The organism is Cellulomonas sp. APG4 (genome assembly GCF_009996735.1).
GTDB lineage: Bacteria > Actinomycetota > Actinomycetes > Actinomycetales > Cellulomonadaceae > Actinotalea.
Genome location: NZ_JAACYI010000008.1, coordinates 128,630 through 141,001 on the forward strand (window position 1 = coordinate 128,630; position 12,372 = coordinate 141,001).

General features: G+C 72.4%; 8 protein-coding genes. 3 read left to right on the forward strand and 5 right to left on the reverse strand.

Features of this window, described 5'->3' with window-relative positions; genetic code table 11:
* From pflA to dxs, 3 genes are all read right to left on the reverse strand, one after another.
* Window positions 1-897 carry a pyruvate formate-lyase-activating protein gene (gene pflA / locus GXB85_RS08365; RefSeq protein WP_161917184.1) on the reverse strand — a complete coding sequence of 299 codons (897 nt, stop codon included), beginning with the start codon at window positions 895-897 and terminating at the stop codon, window positions 1-3.
* 145 nt (window positions 898-1,042) lie between these two features.
* Window positions 1,043-3,322 carry a formate C-acetyltransferase gene (pflB, locus tag GXB85_RS08370; RefSeq protein ID WP_161917185.1) on the reverse strand — a complete coding sequence of 760 codons (2,280 nt, stop codon included), beginning with the start codon at window positions 3,320-3,322 and terminating at the stop codon, window positions 1,043-1,045.
* A 108-nt stretch (window positions 3,323-3,430) separates the two neighbouring features.
* Complete coding sequence (gene dxs / locus GXB85_RS08375; RefSeq protein ID WP_161917186.1) at window positions 3,431-5,305, reverse strand: 1-deoxy-D-xylulose-5-phosphate synthase; 1,875 nt, start codon at window positions 5,303-5,305, stop codon at window positions 3,431-3,433.
* A 54-nt stretch (window positions 5,306-5,359) separates the two neighbouring features.
* Between dxs and GXB85_RS08380 the strand changes: the two genes are divergently transcribed.
* From GXB85_RS08380 to GXB85_RS08390, 3 genes are all read left to right on the forward strand, one after another.
* Entirely contained in the window at window positions 5,360-6,811 is a 1,452-nt protein-coding gene (locus GXB85_RS08380; protein ID WP_161917187.1) for a GuaB1 family IMP dehydrogenase-related protein, read from the forward strand.
* Window positions 6,808-7,506, forward strand: a complete 699-nt coding sequence (locus tag GXB85_RS08385) for a CoA pyrophosphatase (protein WP_370524101.1) — start codon at window positions 6,808-6,810, stop codon at window positions 7,504-7,506. The genes GXB85_RS08380 and GXB85_RS08385 overlap by 4 nt, the downstream gene beginning before the upstream one ends.
* Window positions 7,507-7,622: 116 nt before the next feature.
* A complete protein-coding gene (locus tag GXB85_RS08390) occupies window positions 7,623-8,333 on the forward strand; it encodes a type 1 glutamine amidotransferase (protein ID WP_161917188.1) in 711 nt (236 codons plus the stop codon).
* Window positions 8,334-8,360: 27 nt separating this feature from the next.
* Here GXB85_RS08390 and GXB85_RS08395 read toward each other — a convergent pair whose 3' ends face one another.
* Both GXB85_RS08395 and GXB85_RS08400 read right to left on the reverse strand, forming a co-directional pair.
* A complete protein-coding gene (locus GXB85_RS08395) occupies window positions 8,361-11,198 on the reverse strand; it encodes an aconitate hydratase (protein ID WP_161917189.1) in 2,838 nt (945 codons plus the stop codon).
* Window positions 11,199-11,454: 256 nt separating this feature from the next.
* The coding region (locus tag GXB85_RS08400) for a 2-oxo acid dehydrogenase subunit E2 (RefSeq protein ID WP_161917190.1) at window positions 11,455-12,372 on the reverse strand (918 nt) is incomplete at its 5' end.

A 12,372-nucleotide genomic window follows, 5' to 3' on the forward strand; every position in this document is an offset into this window, starting at 1 on the left:
TCAGCGCACTGTCAGGCCGCGCGCACGGAACTGCCCGCGGACGCGCTCGACGAGCTCGGGCGTCGGCGGCTGCGTGTCCGCGAGCTCGTAGCGCATGCCGAGCGACTCCCACTTGTCCTTGCCCATCTGGTGGAAGGGCAGCACCTCGACGCGCGTCACGGTCGGCAGGCTCGCGACGTACTCGGCGACCTTCTCGACGTTCGCCTCGTCGTCGGTGAGCCCCGGGACGAGCACGAACCGCACCCAGATCTCGGTGCCGTGAGCCGCCAGACGATGGCCGAACTCGAGCGTCGGCGCGAGCTCGCGACCGGTGACGCGGCGGTAGGTCTCGGGGTCACCCGACTTGACGTCCAGCAGCACCAGGTCGATGTCGTCGAGCATCTGGTCGGAGCAGGCCGAGCCGAGGTAGCCCGAGGTGTCGATCGCGGTGTGGATGCCCATCTCCTTGGCACCGCGCAGCAGGCGGGCCACGAAGGCGGGCTGCATGAGCGGCTCACCACCCGAGATCGTCAGGCCCCCACCGGTCACCTCGAAGATCCCGCGGTAGCGACGCAGGCGGCCGAGCAGCTCCTCGATCGCGACGGGCTCACCGCGCCGCATCTCCATCGTGTCGGGGTTGTGGCAGTAGAGGCAGCGCAGGGGGCAGCCCGAGAGAAAGGTCGTGAGCCGGGTTCCGGGGCCGTCGACCGCGGTGACGAGCTCCCAGGAGTGCAGCGACCCGAGCTCGCCCGCACGCACCTGCGCGAAGCGCTCCGAGCGCTCGAGCTCGGACGTGGTCAGGCCGGCGGTGCCCGCGGTCGCTCGCGTGCGGGATCCACCGACGACGGGTGTGGCCACGCCGATGATCGGAGCACCGCACCTGTCGGTCGCGGCCGGGGTCGTGGTCGTCGTGCTCATGCCTCCACCCTCCCTCGCGCGGCCGGCGAAGTCATAGGACGAATGTCCGCGTGTGGCGCAGCCCACATGCGGACGGAGACGACGAGATCCGCGGCGCGCCCTCCAGGGGCACGCCGCGGATCTCGTCAGCTCGAGCGGGGTGGCGTCACAGACCGCCGTGGAAGGTCCGCGAGAGCACGTCGAGCTGCTGCTCACGCGTCAGCCGGACGAAGTTCACCGCGTAGCCCGAGACCCGGATGGTGAGCTGCGGGTAGTTCTCGGGGTGCTCCATGGCGTCCTCGAGGGTCTCACGGTTGAGCACGTTGACGTTGACGTGGAAACCCTTCGACACGTTGTACCCGTCGAGCAGCCCGACCAGGTTGGTGATCTGCTCGTCACGGGTGCGGCCCAGGCCCGACGGCACCACCGTCGAGGTCAGCGAGATGCCGTCCTGCGCGTCGTCGTACGGGAGCTTCGCGACCGAGAGTGCCGACGCGAGCATGCCGTGGGTGTCGCGCCCGTTCATCGGGTTGGCGCCCGGGGCGAACGGTTCCCCGGCACGGCGCCCGTCGGGGGTGTTGCCGGTGTGCTTGCCGTAGACGACGTTCGAGGTGATCGTCAGCACGGACTGCGTGTGCTTGGCGTCGCGGTACGTCGGCTGGCGACGCACCTTCTCCATGAACGAGCGCACGAGCTCGACGGCGATCGAGTCGACGCGGTCGTCGTCGTTGCCGTACGTCGGGAACTCGCCCTCGATCGTGTAGTCGACCACGAGGCCCGACTCGTCGCGCACGGGGCGCACGGTCGCGTACTTGATGGCCGAGAGGGAGTCCGCGACCACCGACAGGCCGGCGATGCCGCACGCCAGGGTGCGCAGGATCACGCGGTCGTGCAGCGCCATCTCGATGCGCTCGTAGGCGTACTTGTCGTGCGACCAGTGGATGCAGTTGAGCGCGTCGACGTACGTCTGCGCGAGCCAGTCGAGCAGTGTGTCGTAGGCGGTCCGCACCTCGTCGTAGTCGAGCACCTCGCCGGAGATCGGCGCCGAGACCGGGCCGACCTGCTTGCCGGAGATCTCGTCACGACCACCGTTGATCGCGTAGAGGAGCGCCTTGGCCAGGTTCACCCGAGCGCCGAAGAACTGCATCTGCTTGCCGACGGTCATCGCCGAGACGCAGCACGCGATCGCGGCGTCGTCCCCGCACTGCTCACGGATGAGCGAGTCCGACTCGTACTGGATGGCCGACGTGTCGATCGAGACCTGGGCGCAGAACCGCTTGAAGCCCTCGGGCAGCTTGTGGCTCCAGAAGACGGTCAGGTTGGGCTCAGGGGCGGGACCCAGGTTGTAGAGCGTCTGCAGGTAGCGGAACGACGTACGCGTCACCAGCGGCCGGCCGTCCTCGCCGAGCCCGCCGATCGACTCGGTGACCCAGGTGGGGTCGCCCGAGAACAGGGCGTCGTACTCCGGGGTACGCAGGAACCGCACGATCCGGAGCTTGATGACGAAGTCGTCGATGATCTCCTGCGCGCGCTCCTCGGTGAGCGTGCCGGCCGCGAGGTCGCGCTCGAGGTAGATGTCGAGGAACGTCGAGGTGCGGCCGAGCGACATCGCCGCGCCGTTCTGCTCCTTGACCGCCGCGAGGTAGGCGAAGTAGAGCCACTGCACGGCCTCGTGCGCGGTGGTCGCGGGGCCCGAGATGTCGTAGCCGTACGAGGCGGCCATCGCCTTGAGCTCGTTCAGCGCCCTGATCTGCTCGGCCGTCTCCTCGCGCTCGCGCAGGACGTCCTCGGTCGAGCGCTCCATGTCGAGCTCGGCACGCTCGAGCTTCTTGGCGGCGATCAGGGCGTCGACGCCGTACAGCGCGACGCGGCGGTAGTCGCCGATGATGCGGCCGCGGCCGTAGGCGTCGGGCAGGCCCGTGATCAGGTGCGAGCTGCGCGCGGCGCGCACGTCGGGCGGGTACACGTCGAACACGCCGTCGTTGTGCGTCTTGCGGTACTTGGTGAAGATCTCGCGGACCGTCTCGTCCGGCTCGTAGCCGTAGGTCTTGAGGGCGTTCTCGACCATCCGGTAGCCGCCGTACGGCATGATCGCGCGCTTGAGGGGGGCGTCCGTCTGGAGGCCGACGACGAGCTCGGCGTCCTTGTCGATGTAGCCCGGGGCGTGCGCGGTGATGGAGGCCGGGGTCGCGGCGTCGACGTCGTAGACCCCCTTCGCGCGCTCCTCGGGGAACATCGCCGCGAGCTTCGCCCAGATGCCGGACGTGCGCTCGGTGGGACCCGCCAGGAACGACGCGTCACCGGTGTACGGGGTGTAGTTGCGCTGGATGAAGTCGCGCACGTCCACGCCGTCCTGCCACGGGCCCGCCACGAACCCGTGCCAGGCGGGCGTGGTCGGCTCGGGCGGCGGGGTGACAGCGCTGCCGTGCTCTGCGGTGATGGCCATCGGACTTCGCTCCTCGTGTCGGGCTGCGGTGTCTCCGACGCTACGCAGCCAGACATGGGACGACCTGGGACCTTCGGCTCGACGGCCACCACCGGACCGTGAGGTCCGTCACGTCCGGAGCGAACCCAGGAGGTCGGCGACGACGTCCGCGGCGCGCAGCCTGAGCTGCTCGACGAGCTGTGCGCGGCTCGCGTGGTCCAGGAAACGGTGCGGCACGCCCACGGCGTGCACCGGCACCCGCAGCCCGGCCTCGGTGGTGCGCTGGGCGAGCACCGCACCGGCGCCGCCCTCGACCAGGCCGTCCTCGATGACGACGACGTGGTCGTGCTCGCCCGCGAGCTTCGTGAGGGCCGCGGGCACGGGCAGCACCCAGCGCGGGTCCACGACCGTCACCGCGAGCCCCTCGGCGGCGAGCAGCTCACCCGCCTCGACGGCGGTGTGCGCCATGGGTCCCACACCGACCACGAGCACGCGTCGCTCGGCGCCCGCGGGCTCGTGCCGCGCGAGCACGTCGACGCCCTCGAGGGTGTCGACCGCGGGCAGCGCATCGGGCAGGGGGCCCTTGGGATAACGCACCACGCTCGGGGCGTCGTCGATGTCCACGGCCGCGGCGAGCGCGCTGCGCAGCGTGGCCTCGTCCCGTGGCGCGGCCAGGTGCAGACCGGGAACGGTGCGCAGCAGCGCGATGTCCCACATGCCGTTGTGGCTCGCGCCGTCGTCGCCGGTGAGCCCGGCGCGGTCGAGCACGAACGTGACGCCCGCGCGGTGCAGCGCGACGTCCATGAGCACCTGGTCGAACGCGCGGTTGAGGAAGGTCGCGTAGACGGCGACGACGGGGTGCAGACCCGCGAACGCCATGCCGGCCGCCGACGTGGTGGCGTGCTGCTCCGCGATCCCGACGTCGAAGGTGCGCGCCGGGAAGGCCTCGGCGAACGGCGCGAGGCCCACGGGCTGCAGCATCGCCGCGGTCACCGCCACGACGTCGGGCCGGCGCCGGCCGATCCGGACCATCTCGTCGGCGAACACCGACGTCCAGCCGAAGCGCGACGGCGCCACGGGCAGCCCTGTCTCGGGGTGGATCTTGCCGACCGCGTGGAACCTGTCCGCGACGTCCTGCTCGGCGGGCACGTAGCCGCGGCCCTTCTCGGTGATCGCGTGGACGATGACGGGCCCGCCGAACGCCTTGGCACGACGCAGCGCGTGCTCGACGGCCTCGACGTCGTGGCCGTCGACCGGGCCGATGTACTTGATGCCCAGGTCCTCGAACATCCCCTGGGGCGCGACGACGTCCTTGATCCCCTTCTTGAGCCCGTGCAGCGCGTCGTAGGCGAGCCGTCCGGGCGGGCCCGAGCGCCGCAGCGTCCGCTTGCCCCAGGCGAGGAAGTTCTCGTAGCCGCGCGTGGTGCGCAGCGTGTCCAGGTGGTGGGCGAGGCCACCGATCGTCGGGTCGTACGAACGGCCGTTGTCGTTGACCACGATGACGAGTCGACGGTCCTGACCGGCCGCGATGTTGTTGAGCGCCTCCCAGGCCATGCCGCCCGTGAGCGCCCCGTCGCCGATCACCGCGGCCACGTGCCGTTGGGAGCCCTGGAGCGCGCGGGCCTTCGCGATGCCGTCCGCCCACGAGAGCGCGGTCGAGGCGTGCGAGTTCTCGACGACGTCGTGCTCGGACTCCGCGCGGCTCGGGTAGCCCGACAGCCCACCGCGCTGCCGCAGGCTCGTGAAGTCCGAGCGCCCGGTCAGCATCTTGTGCACGTAGGACTGGTGACCCGTGTCGAACACGAGCGTGTCGCGCGGGGAGTCGAACACCCGGTGCAGGGCGAGCGTGAGCTCGACCACTCCCAGGTTCGGCCCCAGGTGCCCGCCGGTGCGGGAGACCGAGTCCACGAGGAACCGCCGGATCTCCTGGGCGACCTGCTCGAGCTGGGCGGGCCCCAGCGCCCGCACGTCCGCGGGGCCCGAGATCTGCGGGAGGATCGCCATCGGGCCATCGTACGGGCGCACGGCCGTGCGGGCCCGCGGGCCTACCCTGGATCCATGCGATTCCTGCCCGGCCACTCCCCCACGAGCGACCTGACCTACGGCGACGTCTTCCTGGTCCCGTCCCGGTCCGACGTCGCGTCGCGCTTCGACGTCGACCTGTCGACCCACGACGGCACCGGGACCACGATCCCGGTGGTCGTCGCCAACATGACGGCCGTGTCGGGTCGCCGCATGGCCGAGACGGTGGCCCGCCGCGGAGGCATCGCGATCATCCCGCAGGACATCCCCACCGACGTGGTGGCCGACGTGGTCGCGTCCGTCAAGGCGCGTCACACCGTCGTCGAGAGCGCGGTCGAGGTCCAGGCCGACGACACCGTCCACACCGCGCTGACCCTCATCGGCAAGCGGTCGCACGGCGCGGCCGTCGTGGTGGGGGCCGACCGCCGGCCCGTGGGCGTCGTGAGCGAGGCCGACTGCCACGGCGTGGACCGCTTCACGCAGGTGGGCGAGGTGATGACGCCCGACCCGACGGTGGTGGAGGCCGACGTCGTGGCCCGCCCGGACGGGCTCGAGGCCGCGTTCGAGCGTCTGCACGCGTCGCGCCGCCGGTTCGTGCCGGTGGTCGACGGCGGCGTGCTCGTGGGCGTGCTCACGCGTACCGGTGCGCTGCGCAGCTCGATCTACACGCCGGCGCTCGACGCGCAGGGCCGGCTGCGGGTGGGCGCCGCCGTCGGCATCAACGGCGACGTCCGCGCGAACGCGGCCGCGCTGCTCGAGGCCGGGGTCGACGTGCTCGTCGTCGACACCGCGCACGGGCACCAGGCCAAGATGCTCGACGCGCTCGCGGCCGTGCGCTCGCTCGATCCCGACGTCCCCGTGGTCGCGGGCAACGTCGTGACCGCGGCCGGCACGCGTGACCTCGTCGAGGCGGGGGCCGACATCGTCAAGGTGGGCGTGGGCCCGGGCGCGATGTGCACCACGCGCATGATGACCGCCGTCGGCCGGCCGCAGTTCTCGGCCGTGCTCGAGTGCGCGGCCGAGGCGCGGCGCCTGGGCGCGTCCGTCTGGGCCGACGGCGGTGTGCGACACCCGCGCGACGTCGCGCTCGCGCTCGCGGCCGGTGCGTCGCAGGTGATGATCGGCTCGTGGTTCGCCGGCACCCATGAGAGCCCGGGCGACCTGCACGGCGACGGCGAGGGCCGCCTGTACAAGGAGAGCTTCGGCATGGCGTCCGCACGGGCCGTCAAGGCACGCACGCGTGGCGGCTCACCGTTCGAGCGGGCACGCAAGGGCCTGTACGAGGAAGGCATCTCGTCCTCGCGCATGTACCTCGACCCGGCCCGTCCGGGTGTCGAGGACCTGCTGGACCAGATCACCTCGGGCCTGCGGAGCGCGTGCACCTACGCGGGCGCACGCACGCTCGCCGAGCTCACGGAGCGCGCCGTCGTGGGCGTGCAGTCGGCCGCGGGCTACGACGAGGGCCGCCCGCTGCCTGACGGCTGGTGAGCACGCCCGGTCCCCCGGGCGGCGCGCCCGGGGGCGACGCGTCCCTCGGCGTGCTGCCTCGGCTGCGTGACCTCGCGACCCGCGGCCTGCACCTGCCCGGCTGGCCGGCGCCCGACCCGGCTGCGCGTCCCGCCGCCGTGCTCGTGCTCCTCGGCGCGCTCGACCATCTGCCCGCGCACCACGTGACCCGCGCCGTACCGGGTGACCTCGACGTGCTGCTCGTCGGCCGCGCGGCGACCCTGACCCACCACGCCGGCGAGATCTCCTTCCCCGGCGGGCGGGTCGAGCCGGGCGAGAGCGTCACCGACGCCGCGCTGCGTGAGGCGGTCGAGGAGACCGGGCTCGACCCGGCCGGGGTCGAGGTGCTCGGCGTCCTCTGCGAGCTCGCGCTGCCGTTCAGCAACCACCGCGTCAGCCTGGTGCTCGGTTGGTGGGCGCGGACCTCGCCCGTCGGGGTGGTCGACGAGGCCGAGTCGGCGTCGGTGTTCCGCACCCCGGTCGCCGACCTGGTCGACCCGGCGCGGCGGGTCACGGTGACGGGCCGCGACGACCGTCGCCGGTACCGGGCGCCCGGCTTCGCGGTCGACGGCGGCCTGGTCTGGGGCTTCACGGCGCTCGTGCTCGACCGCCTCCTCGAGGACCTGGGCTGGGCCGAGCCCTGGGACCGCTCGCGGACCGTGCCGGCACCTCGCTGACCGAGGGGAGCCCTGGGCACGGGGCGTGGTCCGATCGGGCGACCCGCTCGTGGTCGATCCCGGCATAGGGGACGCGGGTCCGCGGCCGCGTGCGGACCCGGCCCTACCCTTCGGGGATGGCCGCACAGCAGCGCAGCGTCCTGGTCCTCGAGCACGTCCCGTGGGAGCGCCCCGGGCTCCTGCTGCGCGCGCTGAGGGGGCTGAGCCGTTCGACGAGGATCGTGCTCGACGAGGCCGAGCCAGACCTGCCCGGCCTGGACGAGGTCGCCGGGATCGTCGTCCTCGGGGGTCCCATGGCCGCCGACGACGACCCGCGGTTCCCGGGCCTCGCGACGGAGCGGCGCCTGCTCGCCGAGGCCGTCGACGCCGACGTGCCCGTGCTCGGGGTGTGCCTCGGCATGCAGCTCCTCGCCGTCGCGCTGGGTGCCACCCTGCACCGCGACCACACGCGTGAGATCGGCTTCGGTGCGGTCGAGGTGGTGGCCGCGGACCCTGTGCTCGCGCCCCTCGGCCCGCTCCCCACGGTGCTGCACTGGCACACCGACGCGGTCGAGCTCCCGGCGGGGGCGACGCTGCTCGCGCAGAGCCCGGGCACGCCGGTCCAGGCCTTCCGCGCCGGCCCGGCGCTCGGTCTGCAGTTCCATGCCGAGGTGGACCTGCCGCTGCTGGACGACTGGCTGCGCACGCCCGAGATGGTCGCCGGCCTCACCGAGGAGGAGGAGCGCCGCCTCACGCGGGACGCGGTGCAGGTGCTCCCGACCCTGGTGCCGGCCGCCCTCGAGGGCTTCGGCGACCTCGCGGAGCGGATGCGCGCACGGGCCGGCTGAGACCAGCCGACCCGTGCGCGCGTGGGCTCAGGCCTCGACGAGCGACCGGAGCACGTACTGCAGGATCCCGCCGTTGCGGTAGTAGTCCGCCTCACCGGGGGTGTCGATGCGCAGCACCGCGTCGAACTCGACGACCGTGCCGTCGCCGCGCGTCGCGCGGACCGCGAGGGTGCGCGGGGTGGTGCCCTCGTTGAGCGCGGTCACGCCCGAGACGTCGAAGGTCTCGGTGCCGTCGAGCCCGAGCGACTCGGCGGTCTCGCCCTCGGGGAACTGCAGCGGCAGCACGCCCATCCCGATGAGGTTGGACCGGTGGATGCGCTCGAAGCTCTCGGCGATCACCGCGCGCACGCCCAGCAGACGCGTGCCCTTGGCCGCCCAGTCACGCGACGAGCCCGAGCCGTACTCCTTGCCGCCGAGCACGACGAGCGGGACCCCTTCGGCCGCGTAGTGCTGCGCGGCGTCGTAGATGGTCGTCTGCTCACCCGTGAGGTGGTCGATCGTGACGCCGCCCTCGACCCCCGGCACCAGCTGGTTGCGCAGCCGGATGTTCGCGAAGGTGCCGCGGATCATGACCTCGTGGTTGCCGCGGCGCGAGCCGTAGCTGTTGAAGTCACGGCGCTCGACGCCGTGCTCCGCCAGGTAGCGGCCCGCCGGGCTGTCGGGCTTGATCGATCCCGCGGGGCTGATGTGGTCGGTCGTGACCGAGTCACCGAGCTTGGCGAGCACGCGTGCACCCGCGATGTCCTGCACGGGCTCGGGCTGGGCGCCCATGCCCTCGAAGTACGGGGGCTTGCGCACGTAGGTCGAGTCCTGGTCCCAGGCGAACGTGTCACCCTCGGGGGTGTCGAGCGAGCGCCAGCGCTCGTCGCCCGCGAACACATCCGCGTAGTCCTTGGTGAACATCGCGCGGTCGATCGACGCGTCGATGGTCGCCTGGACCTCGTCCGCGGCGGGCCAGATGTCGCGCAGGTACACGTCCTCCCCTGACTCGTCGGTGCCGAGCGGCTCGACGTCGAAGTCGAAGTCCATCGTGCCGGCGAGCGCGTACGCGATGACCAGGGGCGGCGACGCGAGGTAGTTCATCTTCACGTCGGGGTTGATGCGTCCCTCGAAGTTGCGGTTGCCCGAGAGCACCGACACCACGGCGAGGTCCTCGTCGTTCACGACTGCCGAGACCTCCTCGGGGAGCGGGCCCGAGTTGCCGATGCACGTCGCGCAGCCGTAGCCGACCAGGTGGAAGCCGAGCTTCTCGAGGTAGGGCCACAGGCCCGCCTTCTCGTAGTAGTCGGTGACGACCTTCGAGCCCGGCGCCATCGAGGTCTTGACCCACGGCTTGGCGACGAGCCCACGCGCCACGGCGTTCTTGGCGAGCAGCGCGGCCGCGAGCATCACCGACGGGTTCGAGGTGTTGGTGCACGAGGTGATCGACGCGATGACCACGTGGCCGTGGTCGAGCTCGGTCTGCGTGCCGTCGGCCAGCGTCACCGGTGCGCGGTGGTGCGGACGGCGCGAGAGCACCTCGCCCGAGGCGTGGTGCGGGGCGTCGCTCGCGTCCACGTGCTCACCGGTCGCGATGGGGTCGGACGCCGGGAAGGTCTCCTCGACCGACTCGTCGAGGCCCGTGAGCTGCGAGTGCGGGTGGGCCTGCGTGGCGTCGTCGGCCGCGTAGTCGCCGATGACCGAGCGGAACGCCGACTTCGCGTCGGTCAGCGCGATGCGGTCCTGCGGACGCTTGGGGCCCGCGATCGACGGCACGACCGACGAGAGGTCGAGCTCGAGGTACTCGGAGAACACCGGCTCGGTGTAGCCCTGCGCCGACGGGTCGTGCCACAGGCCCTGCTGCTTGGCGTACGCCTCGACCAGCGCGAGCTGCTCGTCGCTGCGGCCCGTGAGCCGCAGGTAGTCCATGGTGACGTCGTCGATCGGGAAGATCGCGCACGTCGAGCCGAACTCGGGGCTCATGTTGCCGATCGTGGCGCGGTTGGCGAGCGGCACCTGTGCCACCCCGTCGCCGTAGAACTCGACGAACTTGCCGACGACGCCGTGCTGGCGCAGCTGCTCGGTGATCGTGAGCACGACGTCCGTGGCCGTGACACCCGCGGGGATCGAGCCCGTGAGCTTGAAGCCGACCACGCGCGGGATCAGCATCGAGACCGGCTGACCGAGCATCGCCGCCTCGGCCTCGATGCCGCCGACGCCCCAGCCGAGCACGCCCAGGCCGTTGACCATGGTCGTGTGCGAGTCGGTGCCGACGCACGTGTCCGGGTAGGCGCGCGTGACGCCGTCCACCTCACGCGTCATGACACCGCGGGCGAGGTACTCGATGTTCACCTGGTGCACGATGCCCGTCCCGGGTGGGACGACCTTGAAGTCGTCGAAGGCCGTCTGGCCCCAGCGCAGGAACTGGTAACGCTCGTGGTTGCGCTGGTACTCGAGCTCGACGTTGCGCTCGAAGGCGTCACGACGGCCGGCGACGTCGATCTGGACCGAGTGGTCGATCACGAGCTCGGCGGGCGCGAGCGGGTTGATGCGCGACGGGTCGCCGCCCAGCTCCGCCACGGCCTCGCGCATGGTGGCGAGGTCCACGACGCACGGCACGCCGGTGAAGTCCTGCATGACCACTCGCGCGGGGGTGAACTGGATCTCGGTGCTGGGCTCGGCCTCGGGGTCCCACGAGGCGATCGCCCGCACGTGGTCCGCCGTGATGTTGGCGCCGTCCTCTGTCCGCAGCAGGTTCTCGGCGAGGATCTTGAGGCTGTACGGGAGCCGCTCGGTCCCGGGCACGGCGTCCAGCCGGTAGATCTCGTACGAGGTCCCCCCGACCTCGAGCGTGCTCCTCGACCCGAACGTGTCGACGTTGCTCACGATGGCTCCTCACTCGCGTGCCGCGTGGAGGTTCCGTGCGGCGCTGCGCTCTGTTGCTGGCTGCGTCTGGCTCGTGCCGGCTGCCCGTCGGTCCACGGGTGGCCGCGGCGGGGCGACCCCGCCGGACGGCAGGCTCTCAGGCTATCGACCTACGGGTCGGCGAGATATCTTGACGTCAAGATACATCGTACCCCACCCCGGGCCGCGAGGCGGCGACGCGTCCACCGCGCCGGGTCCGCGCGGCGGGGCCGAGCGCTCAGACCAGCAGCGTCAGCGGATGCTCGACGGCAGCCTGGAACGCGGCGAGCCAGCGTGCCGCGAGCGCACCGTCCACGGCCCGGTGATCGACGGACAAGGTGCAGCGCATGACCGTCCCCACCGCCAGGGCGCCGTCGTCGACCACCGGCTGCTGCACCGCGGCACCGACCGCGAGGATCAGCGCCTGGGGCGGGTTGAGGATCGCGGTGAACTCGCGAGTGCCGTACATGCCGAGGTTGGACACCGTGAGGGTGCCCCCCTCGAGCTCGGCCTGGCGCAGGCGTCCCTCGCGGGCTCGAGCCGCGAGCTCGGCCACCACGCGCGAGAGGGCACCGACGGCGAGGTCCTCGACGCCACGGACCACGGGGGTCACGAGGCCGCAGTCCGTCGCGACGGCCACCGCGACGTCGACGGCGTCGAACCGGTGCAGCCCGTCCTCGTGCCACAGCACGTTCGCCTCGGGCACCTCCCGGAACGCGACGGCGGCCGCTCGCAGCACGAGGTCGTTGACCGAGACGCGCACCGAGCCCGACGCGTTGATCTCGCGGCGGAGCTCGAGCAGCGCGTCGACCCTGCACTCGGCCGTCAGGTAGAAGTGCGGCACGGTCGACTTGCTCTCGCTGAGCCGTCGCGCGATCGCGCGCCGCATGGGGCTGTGCGGCTCGACCCGGCCGCCCGCGGCGGTTGCCGGGGCCGAGGGCGACGCGACCGAGGGCGGGGCGGGGACGCCCGACGGTGCGGGTGCCGGCGTGGCGGCCGCACGCGGCGCCTCGGCGACCAGGCGGTCGACGTCGCGGCGCACCACACGCCCGCCGGGGCCGGTGCCCACCACCCCGTCGAGCGACACCCCGGCCCCACGCGCCCGACGGCGTGCGAGCGGGCTCACGAACCGGGCCCGCGGCGCCCGGCCGTCAGC